The sequence below is a fragment of the Streptococcus sp. 17.1 genome (assembly GCF_016648655.1).
Lineage (GTDB): Bacteria > Bacillota > Bacilli > Lactobacillales > Streptococcaceae > Streptococcus > Streptococcus salivarius_E.
Map to the genome: position 1 here is coordinate 19193 of NZ_JACLQM010000005.1, position 23929 is coordinate 43121.

The 23929-nt window shown below is 41.4% G+C and carries 18 protein-coding genes and 1 riboswitch; of the genes, 6 read left to right on the forward strand and 12 right to left on the reverse strand.

The features are described 5' to 3' along the window. Positions 1-16: 16 nt before the first annotated feature. On the reverse strand, positions 17-2326 hold the full coding sequence (pcrA, locus tag H7T99_RS04280; protein ID WP_037603264.1) for a DNA helicase PcrA: 2310 nt from the start codon (positions 2324-2326) through the stop codon (positions 17-19). Positions 2327-2631: 305 nt separating this feature from the next. Next, positions 2632-2738, forward strand: a riboswitch (glycine riboswitch). Positions 2739-2834: 96 nt separating this feature from the next. Here pcrA and H7T99_RS04285 point away from each other — a divergent pair. The 3 genes from H7T99_RS04285 (at position 2835) to H7T99_RS04295 (ending at position 6761) form a co-directional block, all read left to right on the forward strand. Next, complete coding sequence (locus tag H7T99_RS04285) at positions 2835-4178, forward strand: alanine/glycine:cation symporter family protein (protein WP_201035956.1); 1344 nt, start codon at positions 2835-2837, stop codon at positions 4176-4178. 126 nt (positions 4179-4304) lie between these two features. After that, a complete protein-coding gene (gene mnmE / locus H7T99_RS04290; protein ID WP_037603260.1) occupies positions 4305-5675 on the forward strand; it encodes a tRNA uridine-5-carboxymethylaminomethyl(34) synthesis GTPase MnmE in 1371 nt (456 codons plus the stop codon). A gap of 144 nt (positions 5676-5819) precedes the next feature. Then, a complete protein-coding gene (locus H7T99_RS04295; RefSeq protein ID WP_080702593.1) occupies positions 5820-6761 on the forward strand; it encodes an AraC family transcriptional regulator in 942 nt (313 codons plus the stop codon). Between the two features lie 35 nt (positions 6762-6796). Here the strand turns inward: H7T99_RS04295 and nt5e are convergent, their stop codons facing one another. From nt5e to H7T99_RS04345, 10 genes are all read right to left on the reverse strand, one after another. After that, positions 6797-9043 carry a cell surface ecto-5'-nucleotidase Nt5e gene (nt5e, locus tag H7T99_RS04300; RefSeq protein WP_037603258.1) on the reverse strand — a complete coding sequence of 749 codons (2247 nt, stop codon included), beginning with the start codon at positions 9041-9043 and terminating at the stop codon, positions 6797-6799. A gap of 110 nt (positions 9044-9153) precedes the next feature. Beyond that, complete coding sequence (locus H7T99_RS04305) at positions 9154-9807, reverse strand: amino acid ABC transporter permease (RefSeq protein ID WP_002890981.1); 654 nt, start codon at positions 9805-9807, stop codon at positions 9154-9156. Positions 9808-9865: 58 nt separating this feature from the next. Further along, on the reverse strand, positions 9866-10714 hold the full coding sequence (locus H7T99_RS04310) for a transporter substrate-binding domain-containing protein (protein ID WP_037603256.1): 849 nt from the start codon (positions 10712-10714) through the stop codon (positions 9866-9868). Between the two features lie 109 nt (positions 10715-10823). After that, complete coding sequence (locus H7T99_RS04315; protein WP_037603254.1) at positions 10824-12275, reverse strand: amidase; 1452 nt, start codon at positions 12273-12275, stop codon at positions 10824-10826. 85 nt (positions 12276-12360) lie between these two features. Next, positions 12361-12990, reverse strand: coding sequence for an orotate phosphoribosyltransferase (gene pyrE / locus H7T99_RS04320; RefSeq protein ID WP_037603252.1), 630 nt, complete (start codon positions 12988-12990; stop codon positions 12361-12363). An 87-nt stretch (positions 12991-13077) separates the two neighbouring features. After that, complete coding sequence (gene pyrF, locus H7T99_RS04325) at positions 13078-13773, reverse strand: orotidine-5'-phosphate decarboxylase (protein ID WP_037603250.1); 696 nt, start codon at positions 13771-13773, stop codon at positions 13078-13080. A 232-nt stretch (positions 13774-14005) separates the two neighbouring features. Next, positions 14006-14962 carry a dihydroorotate dehydrogenase gene (locus tag H7T99_RS04330; RefSeq protein WP_037603248.1) on the reverse strand — a complete coding sequence of 319 codons (957 nt, stop codon included), beginning with the start codon at positions 14960-14962 and terminating at the stop codon, positions 14006-14008. A 9-nt stretch (positions 14963-14971) separates the two neighbouring features. After that, positions 14972-15745, reverse strand: a complete 774-nt coding sequence (locus H7T99_RS04335) for a dihydroorotate dehydrogenase electron transfer subunit (protein WP_037603246.1) — start codon at positions 15743-15745, stop codon at positions 14972-14974. Between the two features lie 339 nt (positions 15746-16084). Next, positions 16085-16633: a DJ-1 family glyoxalase III gene (locus H7T99_RS04340; RefSeq protein WP_037603244.1), complete on the reverse strand. Its 549-nt coding sequence runs from the start codon at positions 16631-16633 to the stop codon at positions 16085-16087. Between the two features lie 133 nt (positions 16634-16766). After that, complete coding sequence (locus tag H7T99_RS04345) at positions 16767-17567, reverse strand: TraX family protein (RefSeq protein ID WP_037603242.1); 801 nt, start codon at positions 17565-17567, stop codon at positions 16767-16769. Between the two features lie 518 nt (positions 17568-18085). On the opposite strand from H7T99_RS04345, the gene H7T99_RS04350 reads away from it, so the two are divergent. The 3 genes from H7T99_RS04350 (at position 18086) to H7T99_RS04360 (ending at position 22854) form a co-directional block, all read left to right on the forward strand. After that, the gene (locus H7T99_RS04350) at positions 18086-19744 is read left to right on the forward strand and encodes an NFACT family protein (protein WP_037603240.1); all 1659 of its coding nucleotides are present in this window, start codon (positions 18086-18088) and stop codon (positions 19742-19744) included. A 174-nt stretch (positions 19745-19918) separates the two neighbouring features. Beyond that, on the forward strand, positions 19919-21463 hold the full coding sequence (locus H7T99_RS04355) for a membrane protein (protein ID WP_037603238.1): 1545 nt from the start codon (positions 19919-19921) through the stop codon (positions 21461-21463). Between the two features lie 50 nt (positions 21464-21513). Continuing rightward, the gene (locus H7T99_RS04360; protein ID WP_037603236.1) at positions 21514-22854 is read left to right on the forward strand and encodes an MATE family efflux transporter; all 1341 of its coding nucleotides are present in this window, start codon (positions 21514-21516) and stop codon (positions 22852-22854) included. Positions 22855-22900: 46 nt separating this feature from the next. Here the strand turns inward: H7T99_RS04360 and H7T99_RS04365 are convergent, their stop codons facing one another. Beyond that, positions 22901-23869, reverse strand: a complete 969-nt coding sequence (locus H7T99_RS04365; protein ID WP_037603234.1) for an ABC transporter substrate-binding protein — start codon at positions 23867-23869, stop codon at positions 22901-22903. Positions 23870-23929 lie beyond the last annotated feature (60 nt).

The window sequence follows — 23929 nt, forward strand, 5'->3', positions numbered from 1 at the left end:
ACCTTTCGGTCCCTTTCTATTTCTTCACAATAGGTGCTACGCTTGCCAAGACTTTTTTAAGTCCAACTTCTGGGAATTTTATCTTAAGTTCCTGTGTCTTGCCACTTCCAGTTACTTCTAGGACGGTACCATCTCCCCACTTCTTGTGGTGAGCGATATCTCCGATTTCCCAATCAGTAGCTGAGTTGCTAGAGTCTGAAGTCTTGCCAAAAGGTAGTCCCCCAGTTGCTTTTGAAAATGGCTGAGCACCAGTATGTCTTTGCGGTTGTGCATTTGCTTTTCTGGTCTGAAGCGCTTGTTGTAAACTCATGCCCTGACCAAATTGTATCGGCTCTTCCTTTGTAAAACGAACACCAAATGATGAATTGGCTGGGCGTGCTAGACCTTGATATTGTAATAAATCATCTGAAATTTCACGTAAGAAACGGCTAGGACGATTATAGCTAGTCTTACCAAAAAGCGTACGCGTATTAGCGTTGGTAAGGAAGAGAATCTCTTCCGCCCGAGTGATACCTACGTAAGCCAAACGACGCTCTTCTTCGAGTTCATCTGGCTCTTCTGAGGCACGTGACAAAGGGAAAACTCCCTCTTCCATACCAATTAGGAAGACAACTGGGAATTCAAGCCCTTTGGCAGCATGGAGAGTCATCAAGGTTACCTCTGCTGCTTCCATATCACCATCGTCCGTATCAGCAATTAAAGCTAAATCGTTTAAGAAACGGCCTAAACGGTCAATACCTGTCTCGTCTTCCGTACCATCGGTGTTGGTTTCGTCAAAATTCTTAGTAACAGACATGAATTCTTCGATATTTTCAATGCGCGCTTGACTTTCAAGTGTTTGTTGCATCGAAAGAGCATCCAGATAACCAGACTTATCCAAAACAGCCTCTACAGCTTCAGTGATACTTAGTCCATCTAGCTGATCACGTAGGTTCAGAATCATGTTAGCAAAATTGTAAACGCCCTGAGCTGCTTTCCCCTTAATCGGTGATAACATAATATTAGCTGAAGCATCTAGGAGACTCATGTTTTGCTCATAGGCAAAGTTACGGATCTTTTCTAGTGTACCGGGTCCAACTCCACGTTTAGGTTCATTAACGACACGTTCAAAGCTAATATTATCCGCAGGGTTGGCAATCAAGTTCAAGTAAGAAATGACATCACGAATTTCTTTACGGCTATAGAACTTGGTTCCTCCAACCATGGTATAAGGAATATTAGACTTGAGTAAAGCTTCTTCAATGGTACGAGACTGAGCATTGGTACGGTAAAGTACAGCGAAATCCTTGAAGTTCTTACCTTCTTCACGAATAATGTTATCAATAGTTGAAGCAACAAAAACAGCTTCATCACGCTCGTCATTAGCACGGTAATAAACAATTTGTTCACCGTCATCATTTTGAGTCCAAAGTTTCTTAGGACGGCGGTTACGGTTGTTCTTGATAACTTCGTTGGCTGCTTGGAGTATTTTCTTGGTTGAACGGTAGTTTTCCTCCAAGAGGACAACCCTAGCTTCAGGATAGTCCTTCTCAAAATCAAGGATGTTCTGCATGTCAGCCCCACGCCAACCGTAGATTGATTGGTCAGCATCACCAACGACACAGATATTCTTGAAGCGAGATGCTAAGAGTTTTACCAACTGATACTGAGCATGGTTGGTATCTTGATATTCATCCACGTGAATATACTGATAACGCTGCTGATAATAAGCGAGCACATCGGGATTTTTATCAAAGAGACGCAGAGTCATCATAATCAAATCGTCGAAATCCATGGCTTCACTACGACGGAGCTCTTCCTGATAGGCTTTGTAACATTTAGCAACGATTTGAGTATACATGTCACCAGCTTGGTGCTCATAAGCCACTTCATCCAAGAGGTCATTTTTTGCGTTGGAAATCGTCCCTAAGATGGCACGTTCATTCCACTTCTTAGGATCAAGATTAAGATTCTTGAGAATACGTTTCATCAAAGTACGTTGTTCACCAGGATCCACGATAGTAAAGTTTCGATTGTAGCCAATATGGTCCGCTTCACGACGAAGGATTCGCACGCACATACTATGGAAGGTCGCAATCAAGGTTTCTGAAGTTGCTGGGTTTAAAGCCATAGCACGCTCACGCATCTCACGAGCTGCCTTATTGGTAAAGGTAATGGCCAAAATATTCCAAGGATTGATCATTTTTTCGTCGATAAGGTAGGCAATTCGGTGGGTAAGTACACGTGTCTTCCCTGATCCTGCACCAGCCATAATCAACAAAGGACCTTCAGTCGTTTGGACGGCTTCGGCCTGTTTGTCATTCATACCAGTTAATAATGGGTTCATCATATTCTCCATTCTCAAAAATAAGCTCTACTATTTTATCATTTTTTGGATGAAAATGCAGACTCTATTCATAATGAGTGTGAAATAACTTTAGCAAATAATCGTTTGTTTTTATTGAGAGGTTGTTTGCTTAAAATGATTGTTATTCCAAGCTTTTCTAGGTTTTGGTGAAAGAGATTCTTAAGTATAATATTCGGTTTTTTATAGTTTTGATGAAAATTAGTGTTGACACTGTTCGGCTTTTTCGATAAGATAGAACCACAATAAAATAAAAACCGAGTGATGTCATCAGGAAGACTGGTGATTGACGGACTTCTGGAGAGATCTTGAAGCAGCCTTAGCTGTAAACAAGACACCGAAGGGGCAAGGGGTAACAACCGAAACTCTCAGGTAAAAGGACAGAAAGCATCGCAAGTTTTTAACTTGTAGTAATAGCTTTGTATTCTCAGAGGTCTGGTTAAGCCAAACCTCTTTTTTGACGTCTCGGTTAAAGGAGATTGTTACATTCATGTTAGACTTTTTTACTACCATTGATGATTTTGTCTGGGGTCCCCCCCTTTTGGTCCTTCTTGTAGGAACTGGGATTTACCTTACGCTTCGTCTTGGACTTTTGCAAGTTCTTCGTCTTCCTAAAGCTTTTAAACTTATTTTTGCTGAAGATAAAGGGGAAGGTGATATTTCTAGTTTTGCAGCCCTTGCGACAGCTCTTGCTGCAACTGTTGGTACAGGTAACATTGTTGGGGTAGCTACAGCCATCAAAACTGGTGGACCTGGTGCCCTTTTCTGGATGTGGATTGCCGCTTTCTTTGGTATGGCAACCAAATATTCCGAAGGTCTTTTGGCTATTAAATTCCGTACACTTGACGACCAAGGTAATGTTTCTGGTGGTCCAATGTATTACATCACACACGGTTTCTCTGGGAAATGGCAAACAATTGCTAAACCTTTGGCCTACTTCTTTGCCTTTGCAGGTGTCCTAGTTGCATGGTTGGGGATTGGTACTTTCTCTCAAGTTAACTCAATCACCGCCTCACTTCAAAACAGCTTTGACTGGTCACCAAAAATCGTAAGTATCTTACTTGCTCTTATAACTGCTGCCATCATTTTTGGTGGTATCCAATCTATCTCTAAAGTTTCTGAAAAGGTCGTACCATTTATGGCTGGACTTTATATCCTAGCAGCTCTTGTGGTTATCTTTACAAACTTTAATCAACTTTTACCGGTCCTTGAAATGGTCTTCCAATCTGCCTTTACTGGTAAAGCAGCCGTAGGTGGTTTTGCTGGTGCAACAGTCATGGTCGCTATGCGACTTGGTATTGCGCGTGGTGTCTTCTCAAATGAGTCAGGTCTTGGATCAGCTCCTATCGCTGCCGCTGCCGCTAAGACCGAAGAACCTGTTGAACAAGGTTTGATTTCGATGACAGGTACTTTCATTGACACGATTATCATCTGTACGCTTAATGGTCTTGCTATCCTTGTAACGGGTCAATGGTCAGGTAGCCTGGAAGGTGCCCCAATGACACAAGCAGCCTTCTCTTCTGTTTTTGGCACATTTGGTGAAATTGCCTTAACACTTTCTTTAGTTCTCTTTGCCTTTACAACAATCTTGGGTTGGTCTTACTACGGTGAACGTTGTTTCGAATTCATTTTCAAATCAACTAAATTCCTTCCACTCTACCGCCTCATTTTTGTGGTTATGGTTGCTCTTGGTGGTTACCTCACACTTGATGTTGTTTGGAAAATTGCGGATATCGTAAACGGCTTGATGGCATTGCCTAACTTAATTGCCCTCCTAGTCCTTTCACCAATCATCATTAAAGAAACCAAATTATACTTTGAACGCCATAAATAAAGAAAAGAGCTCAGGCTCTTTTTTCTTGGCTTTATCAGCACCAATCCTTGCGACTACTGCTCTTTTGCGTTACAATGAAATTAAATCATTTTTAAACTTATACAGAAAAAATCCAAAGGAATAACTATGTCAATTACCAAAGAATTTGATACGATTACTGCCATTTCAACGCCCTTAGGTGAAGGTGCTATCGGTATCGTTCGCTTATCTGGAACCGATGCTATCGCCATTGCTAATAAAGTTTTTAAAGGAAGAGATCTAGAAACGGTTACTTCACATACTATCAATTACGGCCATATTGTCGAAAATGAGGAAACCATTGATGAAGTCATGGTAAGTGTTATGCGTGCACCAAAGACCTTTACGCGTGAGGATGTCGTGGAGATCAACACTCACGGTGGGGTTGCTGTGACTAATGAAATTCTCCAACTCCTTATTCGTTCTGGAGCTCGTATGGCTGAACCTGGAGAATTTACCAAACGTGCCTTTTTGAATGGTCGTGTGGACTTGACTCAGGCTGAAGCTGTCATGGATTTGATTCGTGCTAAGACTGATAAGGCTATGGCCGTTGCCGTCTCTCAACTTGATGGGTCGCTCAAGGATCTCATTAACAACACTCGCCAAGAAATCCTTAACACCTTGGCTCAAGTCGAAGTTAATATTGATTACCCAGAATATGATGATGTTGAAGAAGTCACCACAGCTCTTGTCCGTGAAAAAACGCAAGAGTTCCAAGCACTTTTAGAAAATCTTCTTGCCACTGCTAAACGAGGAAAAATCCTACGAGAAGGCCTTTCAACGGCTATCATTGGTCGTCCAAATGTCGGAAAATCTAGTCTTCTTAACAATCTCCTACGCGAGGAGAAAGCTATCGTTACGGATATTGAAGGTACTACCCGTGATGTCATTGAAGAATACGTTAATATCAAGGGTGTTCCACTTAAGTTAATCGATACTGCTGGTATTCGAGACACAGATGATGTGGTTGAAAAGATTGGTGTTGAGCGTTCCAAGAAAGCTCTCGAAGAGGCTGACCTGGTTCTCCTTGTGCTTAATAGCTCCGAACCATTAACAGAGCAAGACCGTACATTACTAGAAATTAGTCAAAATAGCAATCGCATCATTCTTCTAAATAAGACAGACCTACCACAAGCAATCCAAATGGAAGAGCTTCCCGAAGATGTCATTCCAATTTCAGTCCTCAAGAATGAAAAAATTGACAAAATCGAAGATCGCATCAATCAGCTCTTCTTTGATAATGCTGGCCTAGTGGAGAAAGATGCTACTTATCTCTCAAATGCCCGTCACATTTCACTCATTGAAAAAGCTCTCGAAAGTCTTGAAGCAGTCAATCAAGGTCTTGAATTAGGCATGCCTGTTGACCTCTTACAGGTTGATATGACACGCACCTGGGAAGTTTTAGGAGAAATTACTGGTGACGCCGCCCCAGATGAACTCATTACACAACTCTTTAGTCAGTTCTGTCTAGGGAAATAAACATAACTAAATTTATGTAAAAAAGATGCTTAGTCATCTTTTTATTTTGCATACATAAATACAGAAATAAAATTATGTAAACCAAAAAAACAACCAATACTATAAGACGATTTACTCATGCTTTTTAAGAAAGAAAATGCTATCATGGTATTATTCTATGATTTTGAAAGGTTAATCATGAGTCAAGAAGCTACTGATACTGATTTTAAACATTTGATAGATTTTGATGATAATCTGCTTCCTTTTCGACTGGAGGAAACTATGGTCGAAAATGGACGCCCTGATATTCTATTTCATTGGCATCCTGAGCTTGAAATACAGTACGTTTATGAGGGGACAGCTCGCTATCATATTGATTATGACTATTTTGACAGTCAGGCTGGAGATATTTTTTTGATATGTCCTAATGAGCTTCATTCGATTCATCCCATAGATAATCAGTCTCATCATACTGATACTCTTCATTTTCATTTGGATATGTTGGGACAGTCTCTGGTGGATCTGCTTAGTCTCCGTTATCTTCAGCCCTTACAGAATTCCAATTTTAAGTTTAAACAATGTCTAAGACCATCAGACGAGGGGTATACGGAAATTAAAGCTCTTCTTTTTGAGATTTTTAAGATGATTCGTCAGAAAGATCGTCACTATGAACTTCTTCTTAAATCAAAACTAGAGGAATTAATCTATCTCTTCTACTTCTATCGCTTGGTAGAGCGAAAGACTTCTGATGATCATTATCGAAAAAATGATAAAATTCGTGAAATCATTGATTACATCAATCAACATTATGCTGAAAATCTCACGATTGAAAAGTTGTCAGAGCTCATGGGATATAGTAAGACACACTTTATGACGATTTTTAAACAACAAACTGGCACCTCTTGTACTGAATTTATCATTCAAGCAAGACTACATGCTGCTTGTGAGGAGCTCCGTAATAGCGTAAAACCAGTTTTGGAAATTGCTACTGATGTTGGTTTTAACAATTTATCAAATTTCAACCGTCAATTTAAACACTATTACGACCAAACACCAAGTCAGTATCGAAAAACACATAGCAACAACAAGAAAACAAAAAAGAGTTAGCCAAATGGTTAACTCTTTTTTTATCTGCAAACTTCTTAGTATTTCTCTTTACCTTTGTGTTTTCCACTAAGTCCAAAGAGAGTTAGCAACATACCAAGTCCGAGGAGTCCAGCGTGTGAGGCCTTGTCACCTGTTGTAGGAAGAACTTCAGTTTGAGCAGAAGCTTCTGCTCCTTTTTCTGTTTCTTTAAGTGCTTCGTTTCTTGTTGAAACGAAGAATACTTTACCATTAGGTGTCGTTACTACTTTAGATACAACTGGTTTAGTTGTTTTAAGGTCTTCAGCAACGCTAGATGGCGTAACAGGACTCAATGGATTAAGTGTAGGGTCTTCTGCATTTTCTTTTTTGTTCAAGGCAGCAAAATCAGCACTTGAAATAGAAATGGTACGTGAGTTTGGATTGATAACTGCATACTTAGATAGGTCTGCATGTGTCAAGTAATCCGCAAAGACGGTATCCATTGAAGGACCTTCTTCACGAGGACCGCCCAACATTGTGTAGCCATCACCACCAGCAGCCAAGAAGTCATTTGTTACAAGGTAGTAAGTTTCATTAGTGTTGAGTGGTTTATAGGTACCAGTTTCTGGATCAAAAATGTCAATTGACAAGATACGTTTTTCTGCTGGAAGTGTTGTGTCATAATAAACACGAGCTCCTGATACTTGAAGGAAACCGCCAGATGGTTCAAGAAGAGGTTGACCATTTTCATCTAGAACATTTTTACCACTTTCGTCAACTTGGAGAATAGAACCAAGAGATTTGACAAACATATCATGGATATTTTGACCTGTCACTTGAATTTGAGCAACTGAGTTACCAAATGGAAGAACGGCAATGATATCACCTTTAGTGATTGGTTTGTCTTTGGCAATTGTTTCACGAAGACCACCACCGTTTGTTACGGCAAGGTTAGACTTGTGTGTGAAGGCTGATTGTCCGTAATCTAAGAGAGCATCAGCGACAACATTACCAAGGTTAGTTTCGCGAACACGAACGTCCATACGGTCACCGCTAAGTTTAACTGGACTATTTTCGATAACTACTTTCGAAGAATCTGCCTTGTACTTAGCTTGGATGTCATCAATCATAGTTTTAACTGTTGGGTTAACTTGATAATTCTTCTTAGCTTCGTCGTGTGAAATCACGCCATGTGACAAGATACGGTCAGAATTATAAACGACGCGGCCGACATTGTTAAGGTAGCTACCAGTTTGGTTGTAAGTGACATTATCGCCGTATGTTGCTGTGTGAAGAGTGTGTGAGTGACCATCAAGGACAAGAACACGTTTTCCTTTCAAAGGTGCATAGTTTGAAAGAGCTTCTGCCAATGTTGATCCACGCCATTCAACTGGAGTTGTTGTATCTATACCCAAGTGACTAAGGACAATATAAGTCTTGTATTCCTTACCTTCAGCACGAGCATTTGATTCCACTTGGTCAACAACAGCTTTAACCTCAGTAATAGGATCGGTGAAAGAGACACCAGTGATATTACGTGGGTGTGTCTTAGTAGCTGTCTCAGGTGTAGTAACACCAATAACAACTACTTCATCTCCATCAACACCAGGTGTTTTGTCAACGATTGTAGATGGTTGGAAAAGACGTACACCGTTCACATAAACGTTAGATGTGATGATTGGGAAATTGATTTGTTTGCTCAAACGACGCAATTGGTCAAGACCAAAGTCGAACTCATGGTTACCCACTGTCATGGCATCAAAACCAACAGCATTCATGACGCTTGCCATTTCCTCACCCTTAGAGCTATTTGAGATTGGAAGACCTTGGAATGAGTCCCCTGAGTCAAAGACAAGGGTTGTTCCTTTTGAACGAGAATCATTGACGATACCAGACAAAAGGGCATCACCAATAACTCCGTTACGATCATCTTCAACCATACGACCATGAACATCGTTGGTGTGAAGAACAGTTACAGTGTCGTTGCTGGCACTTGTGCTAGCATTTGTCACGACTTCTGTTGTAGGAGTTGCGGCTGCAGTTGCTGTTTCACTGGTTGTGGCAACTGGTGTCTCGCTTGTTTCAGCTGTTGAAGCAGTAACAACTGATGTTGAGCTAGCTACTGGAGTTGCAGACTCGCTTGATGCAGTTGTTGCTGCAGTAGATGTCGCATTGGTAGTTGCCTCTGTAGCTACTACTTCAGTGCTTGGTGCTGTTACAGTTGCATGAGTTTCTACCTCGTCAGCTTGGACAGCATTAGCCAAGATGGCAGTTGAGACGAGTAGGGTTGATAGTGTCGTTGCAACGACTGTTTTCTTCTTCATTCCAAAAGACCTTTCTGATTTTTAAATCGCTTTTATTATACCACATTTATAAGATTAGAATTAAATAAATTTCAATATTTTATTAGATATTCAAACAATTTTTTCAAAAATCAATAGGTAGCTAAACGTTTTTCAAGATAGCCTTCAAGCAGTTCTAAAGTAAAGCTCAAAGTCCAGTAAATAAGGGCGATTAGGATATACATAGACATGTAGTCATACTCACGCCCACCGATAATCTTAGCATTTTGGAAAATGTCAGGCACTGTAATCATAGCAGCCAATGAGGAACTCTTAACCATATCAATAATAACATTACCAAGAGGGGCTACTGCTATACGCATAGCCTGAGGTAAGATAATCCGACGGATAATAGACTTCTGAGGAAGGCCAAGAGAGCGAGCTGCTTCCCACTGCCCCTTATCTACGGCAACTATGGATGAACGGAAAATCTCTGCCATATAAGCGGCACTAACACAGGAGAAGCCAATAAAGGCACAAAGAAGGGCAGGTAGCTGAACACCAACATAAGGCAAACCAAAGTAAAGAATGAAGAGCACGACCAACATAGGAACCCCACGCATGATGGAAATATAAATACGTGCCGGATACTTTAACCAAGGCTTTTGTGACATTCGCATAAAGGCAAGGATGATAGCAAAAACATTCCCCACCATAAAGCTTAAAAGCGAGATTCCTAACGTATAAGGCAGACCAGACAGGACATAGGGAATGCTCTTTAGAATCAGTGAAAAATCAATAATCATAAGTCTATCTTTCTAAACATTTCTTTAGCAAATAAGCGATCCAATTGGATCGCTTATATTATTCAACATCAGAGATATCAATCTCAGTATAGTCAACTTTTGTTTTCTTTGTAACGTCTTGACCAGCAAAGAATTTCTCTGAAATCTTGGTAAGGGTACCATCTTTCTTCATGTCTTTGATGGCTTTGTTGACCTTTTCTTGAAGGGTTTTATTCTTCAATGAGAAGGTAAAGCTTGTTGAGTAAGGGTTACTGTAGATACCGTCGTTGATCTTAACTGGGTACTTGTCTTTGATAGCGGCTACTGCCATCTTTTGCAAATAGTAATCGTTGACGATAACGTCTGTACGCCCATTTACCAAGTCTTGCATGTAAACGTCATTGGTAACATTATCATATACGACGAGTTCAGCACCCATTTTTTTGGCAATCTTCATGTACTTTGTACTTGCAGCACCGGCTGCCTTTTTGCCTTTAAGATCCTTCCATGAAGAGATTCCAGAATTATCCGATTCACGAACGACCATTGAAGTGAAGGAATACTTGTATGGTTCAGAACGTAAGAATTTTTTAACATTCTTATTGTCGTCTTCGAGTGAGTAGTTAGCGATATCGACTTGCCCGCTATTTACAGCAGTAAGCATGCCATCTACACCCATCTCAGTGAATTCAATTTTCAACTTAAGACGTTTTCCAACTTCTTTGAGAATCTCAACGTCATAACCAGTCAAATTATTCTTATCATCGTGGTAGGTTTGTGGGTAAAGTGTTCCAGCAGTCGCAACCTTGATGCTACCACGTTTCTCAATCTTTTCCCAGTTCTTCTCACCTGTACTTTGTGACGAGCAGGCAACCAAAAAGACCGCAGTCAAGATTAGGCTGAAAACGGCGAAAAATCTCTTTTTCATCTATGTGTGTCTCCTTAGAACAAATAATAATGTTAAGTTAAAAACTTATAATTTTAGACTACACTATTTGAAAGGGTTTTACAAAAAATTGAACCGAGAATGAGTATAGCTAGCTAAAAACCGAACCTTCTTCCATTTGTTGGGCCAAGTGTAAGAGGAGGTCTTCTCTTCCCTTGGCGGCTGTCAGTTGAACACCAAGGGACAGCCCTTGCCCATCACGATAGACAGGTAAAGAAATCGATGGTTGTCCCGTCAGGTTAGCTTGTTGGGTGAAAGGCGTCCAATCTAAACTATCCGCAAACATATCCCAAATAAGTTCTTGTTGTTTTGGCCAATCAAACTCAGACATATGCTTGAGTTGGTTCTGTAGGCTTTCAGAGAGGGCAAACTGCCCATGCTTAGGTGCCACATCCGCAACTGTAGGAGTCAGAAGAATATCGTAAGACTCATGAAAATTCGCCATCTGATGGCTATACTGGTCCCACTGAGTTAGGACTTTAGAGTAAACTTTGGCAGGAATCTTTTGCCCAGATTGGAAAATAGCCCAAGTCATCAACTCCATATCTTCAAGCGTCATCTGACGTCCCAAACCAGCCTCTATACCATCAAACATGGCAGCCGTCTCAACACTATTCATGATGTAGTAAGACTGCATAGCTTCAACACCATTTAGAGGCTGATGGGCGATTTCATGGACATGATGTCCTAGACTTTCTAATGCTCTAGCAGCCTTTTTTGTCGCCGCAATAGCAGATTCTGATACCTTACCACCGATAGGAGAGACAGTAAAAAAAGCAATCTTCAAAGGTCTGACTGGTTGGTCTAAAGAATCTTTGCTGAGCTTTGGCAAGATAAATGGACTTTCCATCTGACACGTCTGCATATGATAAAGCAAGCGTTTTGTATCTCGAACAGACTTAGTCAAAGCAAACTGGACAGAGGCTCCCTGCCATCCACGAAACGAACCGGGACCGACTGGAATTCGTCCTCTGGTAGGCTTGAGACCGATTAGGCCGTTAAAGGAAGCTGGAATTCGAATAGAGCCTCCACCGTCACTAGCTGGGGCCAAAGGAGAAATGCCAGAGCTCACAAGAGCAGCCGCACCGCCACTTGAGCCACCAGCATTACGCCTCACATCATCAGGTAGATTGACAGGACCATGAATCTGAGCATCACTGATATTTTTGAAACCAAACTCAGGAGTGCTAGACCGTCCTAAAATAATAAAGCCCAATTCCTCAAGCTTCTTAACATAATTATCCGTTTCCTTAGCCCGATAACTTGTAAATAGGCGAGAACCCGCTGTTGACGGCTCACCAGCTTGCTCCTGACCTAAATCCTTTAGGAAAATTGGGACACCAGCAAAAGGTTTATCTGAAAAGTCTCTAGTTTCTGCTTCTTCTAAAGCTTTCTCGTAACGTTGACTGACGATAGCATTGATTTTAGGATTCGTCCTCTCCGCTTCACTTATTGTATCCTTTACTAGTTCTGGGGGACTGACCGTCTTATTTTGCACGGCCTCAGCCATTGCCGTTGCATCTGACCACTCATTTACTGACATCTTATATTCTCCCTGCTTCTATTATTTCCTAAATTATACTAAAAAAAGCGAAACGCCTAAAACGTTCCGCCTTAAATCATGATAATTAGTCTTGCCAAGTTTCTTGGTTTTCTTTAAATTTTTTCAAGAGTTGAAGTCCGTCTGCTGTGATGTAGCCTTGCACTTTAGCCACTTTGATCAACTCAGTGTAGTTTGAAAGAGTGACCAATTTCACGCCAGCATCAGCGAAGTTTTTCTCAGCTTTTGGCAATTCGTAAGTGAAGATAGCCACAACACCAATAACATCAGCCCCTTCACGCTCTGCAGCTGCTACAGCATCAAGTACTGATCCACCAGTTGAAATCAAGTCTTCAACAACAACCATTTTTTCGCCTTTAACCACACGACCTTCGATTTGGTTACCAGCACCGTGATCTTTTGGTTTGCTACGGATATAGGCAAATGGAAGGTTCAACTTGTCAGCGATGATAGCACCGTGAGGAATACCCGCAGTTGCAGTACCAGCAATCACTTCTACTTCAGGAAATTCTTCTTTAATTTTTTCTACAAAACCATTTTCGATAAGTGTGCGAGTTTCTGGGTAAGACAAAGTAATACGGTTGTCTGTGTAGATTGGTGATTTGATTCCTGATGCCCATGTAAATGGTTCTTCAGGTTTAAGGTAAACAGCCTTGATATCAAGCAAGTCTGAAGCGATTTGTGATGCTAATGTCATAATTATTATCCTCCGTAAAGCGTTTTCTACTCTTTATTATAACCTAATTCAGTCTATTTTCCTATGAAATAAGGTCTTTTTGAAAATTTATTGACCGTTCCATTGGTCCTTGATGTCGTGATAAGCTGCTACTGGATCATCAGCTTGTGTAATTGGACGACCAACAACAATGTAATCTGAACCAATTTGACGGGCATCGGCAGGTGTCATGACACGTTTTTGGTCACCAGCCGCTGCTCCTGCTGGACGAATACCAGGTGTCAAACAAACGAAGTCTTCATTTGTTGCGTCTTTGATTTTTGCGACTTCGTGTGCTGAGCAAACAACACCATCAAGACCTGCTTCAGCAGTCTTTTTAGCATAATGAACCACTGATTCTTGAAGTGTGGTTTGGATATTTTGGAAATCATGCATCTGCTCTTCAGAGGTAGAGGTCAACTGAGTTACAGCAATCAAGATAGGACCATCACCCAAGCCTTCACGCGCAGCCTTCATCATTTCCACACCACCAGCCGCATGCACATTTGTCATATCAACACCAAGGTTAGACAAAACACGCATTGCAGATTTGACAGTATTTGGAATATCGTGAAGCTTAAGGTCAAGGAAAACACTATGGCCAAGATCTTTAACATAGCGAACAATCTCTGGACCAGCCGCATAGTAAAGTTCCATACCAATCTTCACATAGAGCTTTTCATCAGCAGGAAACTTAGCAAGGAAAGCCTTCACATCCTCAAAAGTCGGGAAATCAAGGGCAATAACAGGACGATTTTCTCTCATTTCTCATATCCTTTCACACAAAAAACCTCCGTCAGTCAGCGAAGGTTGCACGAAAATAGGGCAGTCCCTACCCTTTAGTGATGCCGTAGCATCTCAGTACACCTTTCTCGCCTCTCTGGACTCGATTAAAGGTTCAGTTCAATTTGTTCTATTATAGCGCTTTTATATGGGAATGTCAAAGGGGGTAAAGTAATCATCCTTTGTTAAATTCCTTAAAGAAGCTATTTTTATTCTATTTCCCCAACAAGTCTGTTCGAACTTCCTTACGCAAGTCTTCGAGTGTTGTGATACTGTACTTGTCCATGACCTCAGGGAGACGGTCAATGATTTTAGGGCAAGCATATGGATCTGCGAAGTTGGCTGTTCCGACACCGATGGCTGAGGCACCAGCGATGAACATTTCGATAGCCGCTTCGGCACTGTCCACGCCACCCATACCGATGATTGGGAGTTCTGACGCTAGAGCAACTTGACGGATGAGTTTGAGGGCTACTGGGAAGACAGCTGGTCCTGACATACCACCTTGACCGTTGGCAATGATAGGTTTGCGAGTAGCCAAGTCATAGCGTGTTCCGACCAAGGTGTTAATCATGGTAAAACCAGTCGCACCGGCATCTTCGACTGCTTTGGCGACACTCGTGATGTCAGCCACGCTCGGTGTCAGTTTGACATAGACGGGCACATCAGAGTGAGAGACACTGGCTTTTACTGCCGCGTAGGCAAGCTCTGGGACTTGTCCGATAAGAAGGCCGTTATTGCCATGGTCCACGTTTGGACAGGAGATGTTAAGCTCGATAGCTTTGACGTTACTGGCTTTGGAAATCTTGTGAGAGACTTCCGCATATTCTTCGTTTGAAAATCCAGCCACATTGGCAATGATTGGCAGATCAGGATAATGCTCCTGCAACCAAGGGAGTTTTTCTGACAAGACAGCATCAACACCAGGGTTTTGCAGTCCAATGGCATTGAGCATGCCTGATGGTGTTTCTGCCACACGGGGTGTTGGATTACCAAAGCGTGGGTTGGCAGTCGTTGCCTTAATCATGATAGAACCTAGTTTGTCCAAATCATAATATTTGGCATATTCTTGACCGAAACCAAAGCAACCTGAGGCTGGAATAATAGGATTTTTCAAGTCGAGCCCTGGAAGGCTAATAGCTAAACGATTTTCTGATTTAGTCTCTGACATGGTAACCTCCTAGACGATGACTTTTCCGGTAGGGAAGACTGGTCCTTCTTCGCAAACACGAAGATTTTTGGCGTCCGACTCTCCTTTAACGTGAACCACACAGGCATAGCAAGCACCCATACCACAAGCCATGCGGGCTTCCATAGAAACATAGGCGTGAGGGTGATTTTCAAACTTGCTATCGACATATTTAAGCATGCCTGGAGCTCCGCAACTGTAAACGGCATCTGGTGTCCAGTCGAAACCATCAATAACTGTCGAAACGTAACCCTTGATACCGTATGAACCGTCATCGGTCGTCACATAGACATCACCACAAGCCCTGAGTTTATCCTCCAAGATGACGGCATCCTTATTGGCAAAACCAATGACTGATATAACTTCAACTCCCTTAGCCTTCAACTGCTTGGCCGTCTCAACCAAAGGCGGTACACCAATACCACCACCAACAAGGAGGGCTTTCTGCCCTGCCTCAATAACAGAAATATCAAAACCATTTCCTTGAGGGCCCATGGTATCAATGGTTTGACCAGCTACCATCTTAGATAGAATAGCTGTACCCTCACGCTCCACACGATAAACAATGGTTGCCTCATTCTTGTCATAGTCAATCTCTGAAATGGAAATCGGACGACGAAGGAGCTTACTTGGGTCTGGTACCTTGAGATGAACGAACTGACCAACCTTCATATCCGCAACCATCTCTCCCTTAAGCACCATCTCGAAAATACGAGGTGCAATCTCACGCTGACTCACAATGGTTAAATCTTCAACTAATATCATGACAACCCTTTCTAAACTGCAAAATGTCATCAAAAAAAACTCGCCACATGGCAAGGTCGCACAAAAAATCACAGGAGAACCCTGTTTTTTCACCTGTCCGACCTTTCAAGCCTCTCTGGACTCATTTAAAGGTTATTTTATCATTATTATAATCGTTTTCATAACGGATGTCAAAGGAGAAAAGAAAAAACCAAAGCTTATAACATTAAGCTGAGGTCTCTCCAGCCTATAACTAGGTCCTCTGTTTGATACGTTCTCAATCATCTCATAGAGTAACATAAATTGTCAACATTCTTAACAATAGGTGTTAGAATTCTTGAACAAGAGTCTTAAATAAGATTATTTAAACAATCTGTCGTAAACCATAGTATGAGCCAACTGCTGACCATCGCCACCCAACAAATCAACCAAGGCGTAAGCAAAGGCTAATGCAGTTCCGGCACCACGGCTAGTGACAATATTGCCATCAACAACCACCAAGTCAGTTTGATGCTCGCCAGATGCAATTTGTTCCTCAACACCTGGGAAACATGTGAATTTGCGGCCTTCAAGAAGACCAGCACGTTCGAGAACAATTGGTGCCGCACAAATGGCAGCAACATATTTTCCAGCTTTTGCAGCCTCTTGAAGAGAGGCAATCAAAGTTTCGTTGTCGCGTAGATTAGTTGAGCCAGGCATACCTCCAGGAAGGACCACCAAGTCATAATCCGCAAAATTACCATCAAATACACCATCCATAGCAACTTGAATCCCATGTGAGCCAGTTACTGATGCACTTTCAAGTCCAAGCATGTTACAGTCAAACCCTGCTCGGCGGAAAACATCCACTGGGCTCAAGGCTTCGATTTCTTCAAATCCTTCCGCAAATACTACTGCTACTTTTGTCATGATATACCTCCAATTTGCTTATCACAAGATTCTATTACGCCTTAAATTATAGCAGTTTTAGAAGCAGGAAACAAACCATAAAAATGGCTCTTGAGCACGAAAAAAAGACAGCACAAGGACTGTCTTTGTCATCTTATCTAAGCAAACTTGCTAGGATCCACAAGAGATAAATATGGGCTGGGTAGAAAGTATAGAAGAAATTCTTGTTACCACTACCACGCTCACCATTATAAAAATACATAGGAATCGCAGCAAAGACCATCATCCACTGCACACCCGTCGGATCAAAGAGATGGGCAATCACTGAAATAACAACTAAAACAATGATTTGAGCCATGCGATTGGTACGGAAAATATAGAATAGCAAACCAAGGATAACCATCACAAAGCCACCCTCAACCATGATAATACTTGGCACAAATGACAAGATAAAGGCAACAATCTGCACAACGATTGGGTTTGCATGTGGCGTTTCAAATATGCCTGCAAGAATCACAACTGGAATAGACGAAAGAATCGGCAAGAGAAAGACACCAATCCCTTGAATCAACTCCTTGTTCGATTTATCGCGAAGCCCCTTAGCCAACAAATCCCAAGAGCAAATAAAAATCCCAGTGATAAAGAAGGTTGAAAAGGCATTGTTGGTTAAACCGATACCACCATTATGAAAAATACTACCAATGATGGCGTTGCCAATGATCATAAACCAACTCATGTAAAGCAGACGCCTGAGAAAAGCCATACGATCATGAGTGTAGTGAAAACTATCAGCAGCAAGAAAGAGGAAAATTGGGAAAGACAGACGTCCCAACATCGTCAACCATATAGGTGCCCCCATACTCCCGAACATCTGATAGATTTGGTCCAAAAACATAAGTGCAACAGCCAGGTATTTCAAATTAGTCGCATTGCATATCTTTTTAATATCGTTCATTTAATGCTCCTTTAATTTTCAGCATATTAAATGATACCACAAGTCAGATATAAATTCAAAGGTATTCATGGAAATAAAAGACATAACTTTTTAACTATTTTAGCGGAACAATTTTTGTAATAAAGAATGGTCCATAATAATAACAAACTCAATTCCGACTACCCATCCAAAGCATTTTTACTCTCTTTGTGCTATAATAGTTAGGCAATATTTACGTTTATAACGTATGCAATTATTTAAAAAAACTAACAAAGCCCATAAACTCTGCAAGTTTTTGAAATATCTTTTTTTTGCGAGCAGAGCGAGCAATTAACCGAGACTTTCCGCCGTGTTAAAAGCGCCTGAAACTAAAAGGTTTCAGGCGCTCGGAATTTTTGAGACGTTAGGTAGGCTCAAAAATTAGTCATGGAACTTTGTAAAAGTTCGCTGACGTCCGCCAACACCTAAGGAAAGTCTCACAGAAAATTTTATTTTTAAAATAAAACAATTATTATCAATAACAAGAAAGGAAGTACATCATGTCTTTTGACGGCTTTTTTCTTCATCATATGACGACTGAGTTGCGTGAGCAAGTGCTTTACGGGCGTATCCAGAAGGTTAATCAGCCCTTTGAGCGTGAGTTAGTCCTGACCATTCGTAACAATCGTCAGAATTACAAGCTTCTGCTTTCGGCTCATCCTGTCTTTGGGCGTATTCAGACGACCAAGGCTGACTTGCCAAATCCGCAGAATCCAAACACCTATACCATGATTATGCGGAAATACCTTCAGGGAGCGGTTATCGAGGATATCCAGCAACTGGAAAACGACCGTGTCCTTGAGATTTCCGTCTCTAATAAAAATGAAATCGGTGATAGCGTTAAGGTTACTCTTGTTATGGAAATCATGGGGAAACACTCCAACATTATCCTGATTGACAAAAACGAGAGCAAAATCATTGAGTCTATCAAGCATGTTGGTTTCTCACAAAATAGTTACCGTACTATTCTGCCTGGATCTACCTATATTGCTCCTCCTAAGACAGACGCCAAGAATCCTTTCGACATCCCAGACGAAAAACTCTTTGAAATCCTACAAACCGAGGATTTGTCAGCTAGAAACCTTCAAAAACTTTTCCAAGGTTTGGGGCGTGACACGGCCAATGAATTATCAGCTTTACTTGAGACTGATAAGCTCAAGAATTTCCGTGCCTTCTTCAATCGTGAAGTAGAGCCAAACTTAACGGCTAAGGCATTTTCAGCTGTAAGATTCTCTGATAGTCAGGACCAACCTGAGTTTGAAACCTTGTCAGCCCTATTGGACTACTACTACTTGGACAAGGCGGCGCGTGACCGTGTGGCTCAACAGGCGAGTGATTTGATCCATCGTGTGCAAAATGAGCTGGAAAAAAACAAGAAGAAACTTGTCAAACAGGAAAAAGAGCTTGCGGCGACTGAAAATGCCGAGGAGTTCCGTCAAAAAGGTGAACTTTTGACCACCTACCTCAGCATGGTGCCAAACGACAAGGACAGTGTCGAGCTAGACAACTACTACACTGGTGAAAAGATTACAATTCCACTAAATGTAGCTCTAACACCTAACCAAAATGCTCAGCGTTACTTCAAGAAATACCAGAAGCTCAAGGAGGCTGTTAAGCACTTGACTGGTTTGATTGAGGTAACCAAGCAGACTATTGATTATTTGGAGAGTGTTGAATTCAGTCTTTCTCAAGCCAACATGGATGAAATCGAGGATATTCGTGAGGAGCTTGTTCAGGCTGGCTTTATGAAGCGTCGTTCAACTGACAAGCGCCACAAACGTAAGAAACCTGAACAGTATCTGGCTTCTGATGGTAAGACCATTATCATGGTTGGTCGTAACAACCTGCAAAATGAGGAGTTGACCTTCAAGATGGCTAAAAAAGGTGAGCTCTGGTTCCACGCCAAGGATATTCCAGGGAGTCACGTGGTTATCAAGGACAATCTTAACCCAACTGATGAGGTCAAGACTGATGCGGCTGAATTGGCAGCCTACTACTCTAAGGCCCGTCTGTCAAACTTGGTTCAAGTCGATATGATTGATGTTAAGAAACTCAACAAACCAACAGCCGGTAAACCTGGATTTGTAACTTATACGGGACAAAAGACCTTACGTGTCACACCGACTGAAGAAAAAATTGATAGTATGCGGATGAAGTAATCTGCTTTATAAAATCAAACTCTCTTGTTTTAGAAACGAGAGAGTTTTTCTATGTCTTCATTAGAGCAATTTCTTTCGTTGATGAATGGGATTTTCTTCTGGTTTTCATTACATTTTTCCGACGACTGTGCTAAACTATAAGGGTAATTACCTATATTAAAGGAGACTTTCAGCATGAAGGCTCTTATGTCATATACGAGTTCTTTTTTAGAATGGTTAGGGCGCTATGTGGGGCTCTTAGTCTTTGGGCTATTATTTGTGACTGCTTTGTTCATTCGCACGACCATGATGACGGGATACTTTGAGTGGGCAGAGATTAGTAGCGTTCCTTGGTATGTTTATGTTTCAGGTGGGGCCATTCTGCTTTTGACCCTTCTCTGGCCCAAGATCTTAAAGGAACTGACAACAAAGCAGATTTTCATCTTTTTTTCAGTTTGCTTTGTGAGTTTTGGCCTACTTTTGATTTTTCTGACTAGTTTTGCTGGTCGAGACGATGCAGGTACTGTCTTTAAAGGAGCAGTCCAGTTCAATGCTGGCAACTTCTCCTTAATAAAACCAGGAGCCTACTTCTACCGCTATCCGCATCAGTTGGGTTTGCTTAGTTTTGAACGCTTGGTTCTCTATCTAATTCCTTTACCAGTTATCTCAGTTTTCTATGTATTGAATCTTGGCATGGTCATTGGTATGAACTATGCTACTTGGAAAATCACGGATGAACTGTTTACGAGGCCTTTAGTTAGTCGTTTGGCTGTCATCATGAGTTTCGGTTTCTTGCCCTTAGTCTTTAACATCATGTTTGCCTATGGGCTTATGTATGGCTTGTTCTTTTCTAATTTTGCTATTCTCTTCTTTCTACGTTACTTAAGACGTGGTAAGGCTAGGAATGCGATTCTTTCGGTGGCCATGCTATCTTTGGCATACTGGGTAAGGAGCAATAACATCATTCTCATCATTGCTCTATCTGGTATTTTGATACTATTGACTCTGAGAGAGAAACGTTACCGCTATTTGCTTTTAGTCTTAGCTTTCTTTGCCTTTCCTATGAGTTTGCATAAGGCGACGACCAGTTACTACGAGATTACCACCCATCAAAAAATTCCTGGAACGCCTCAGATTGCTTGGCTGGCTATGGGCTTACAGGACAAGCCTGATTCTAAACGCATGCCAGGATGGTATACCGGTTATGTCCGTGACATTTACGCCAAGAAAAAGGGGAATATCGAAAAGATTGAAAAAAGTGCCAATCACCTTTTTGATAAGCGTGTTCAATATCTTCTAGCACATCCCGATGAGGCCAGTTGGTTCTTCAGTACCAAGTTTATCAGTTCTTGGACAGAGGGAAGCTTCCAGTCCATCTGGAATGGCCCAAGTAAAGACAAGTTTCAGCCTTTGTGGAATAGGTTTGCGACTTCTATCTATCACGATGGGACCTTGCATCTCTTTTTCGTAACCTATATGCAAGGCTATCTCCTAGTCCTATATCTTGGTGGTGTGTTCTACTACGCTTTCACTTATAAACGAATGGGAGACGGGGCAACGTTGGGACTTTATGCCTTTCTCTATTTCTTTGGTGGCATCCTCTTTCACCTCATATCTGAGACTAAGAGTCAGTACACTTTACCTTATATCTACTTACAGATTCCAATGATTGCGGCGGGCTACAACCATATGACTCAAATACTTAGCCGCTATCTAAAAAATAGGCGAAAGTCATCCTAGGATGGCTTTTTGTCATTGTTTCACAATTACAATCTTGTTATAATAGTTCTATGAAAAATTCGTCAGTTGATCTTTTACGAGGCCCTATTTTGCGGTCTCTTTTAATCTTTGCCCTACCAATTCTGATATCCAATATTTTCCAGCAACTCTACAATACTGCGGATGTCATGATTGTGGGACGCTTTCTAGGTCCAGATGCTTTGGCTGCTGTAGGAGCTTCTTCTGCTATTTTTGATTTGGTTATCGGATTTGCCTTAGGTGTTGGAAATGGTATGGGAGTTGTTATCGCACGTTACTATGGTGCACAAGACTATAGGAAACTACGTCAGTCTGTGGCGGCCACAGTTGTCATCGGTCTGGGCTTAAGTGCCTTGGTTATGATTCTAGGACATTTCGGGCTCTATCCTTTGCTACGATTTTTAGGGACACCTGCTTCTATCATTGGGCAGTCCTACCAGTATATTTCTATGATTGTCTCCTGTGTTGGGGTAACTTTGGGTTATAATCTGTGTGCTGGTCTCCTCAGAGCAGTTGGTGATAGTCTGACAGCCCTCTATTTTCTGATTTTTTCAGCTCTGGTCAATATCATTTTAGACCTTTTCTTTATTACACAACTCCATCTTGGGGTTCAATCAGCAGGCTTGGCAACGATTATTTCTCAAGGACTTTCGGCAATTCTCTGTCTTTACTATATTAAGAAAAAAGTGACCTTCCTTCTACCAAGTAAGTCAAATTTTGTTCTTGATTCAAGTCTCTATTTGGACCTTTTTGGACAAGGCATGGCCATGGGACTCATGAATTCCATTGTTTCTATTGGGACTGTAACCTTACAGTATGCCATTAACGGCTTTGGTCCTCTCATCATTAGCGCTCAAGTGGCGGCAAGACGGATTATGTCCTTTGCTGTTCTCCCTTTGACTTCACTTGCTGCTGGGGTGACCACCTTCACCTCACAAAACTTCGGGGCAAAACAGTTTAAACGCATAGTGGCTGGTTTAAAACAATCTTGTCTTGTTTCTATCACTTGGTCTGTCATTGCTTGTGTCCTTCTCTATATAGCAACTCCCTTTTTGGCTGGTTTTATCTCTGGTTCTGATAATGCTGTGATTATTGACAACGCCAGTCGCTACCTCCGTATCAGTTCTCTCTTTTATCCTATTTTAGGAATGCTTTTCATTTTTAGAAATAGTCTCCAAGGCCTAGGTAAAAAACTCACACCTTTAACCTCTAGTTTCATTGAGCTTTTTGGAAAAATTCTCTTTGTTCTTTTGGTTATTCCTTCTATGGGCTACCTTGGTGTTATCCTATGCGAGCCCTTGATTTGGATTCCCATGACCATTCAGCTCTATTTTGCCTTGAGGAAACATATTCGACGCTTGTTTATCAGTTAGACTACTTTTGAACATAGAAAAAACGACCATCACGGTCGTTTTTAGTTTAATTTAATCCCCATTCATCAGAGATCTGTTTCATTATGGCCTCTTGGGAGACAATCCCAAAGCCCAGCATGTAGGTTGAGTAATCAGCATAAATTACCTTGTTATTTTGAACTGCCTTTAAGCTACTCCAGACAGGGTTATTTTTAAGTTTGTTTTCTAGGAGCTCTTGAGAATCTGCTTGAACAATCAGGAGGTCCGGATTAATGTCTTTTAGTTTATCTGGATCGATAACTTGGAACATATCATCTGGATTGAAGGTTTCAGCACGATTGAAATGATAAGTATCATACAGATAACCAAAATGCCCGTAAGCATAATAACGGATGTCATTGTCAGTCACGCGCAGATACATGAGTTTTTGATTGCCAAACTTAGCTTTGACATTCTCTGCGAAAACGGCCTCCCTAGCATCCAATCTATCGAGGTCCTTCTTCATCTCATCACGTTTATCAAAGATTTCTGCCACCTTGAGAGAGGTTTCATGATAGTCCCAATTTTCATCGGTGTTGATTTGGTAGCCAACAGTCGGTGCAATCTCAGACAGCTCCTCGTAGAGGTCTTCCTGCTCGCCTGTCATAAGGATTAAATCAGGTTTTAACTCAGCAATCTTATCCAAATCTGGATTACCCTGCCAACCAACTGAAACCACTTTGGCATCCTTGTATTGTTTCTTAAAGAGGGTTGAAAGTTCTTGACTATCAGCTTGACCAGTTGTCGCTCCTACTGGAGTAATATCCAGAGGATCTAAGATTTCGCCATAGAGGTTGTCGAGGATAACGATACGTTTTGGAGCTTTTTTCAACTCTGTCGTACCAAAATCATGGACAATCGTTTTCTCCTTAAAAGTCTGACTTGTTTTATTTGACTCTGCATTATGTCCAGACGTCATGTCTGGCAAGTAATACAGTAAAAGACCAGAAATAATGGCCAGAATAGCTAATAAATAAAGAAGATTTATTTTTTTCATGGCAACTCCTCGATAAGATCGGATTAAATCGTTACTTTAAAGTTATCTTAAAACTTCTTT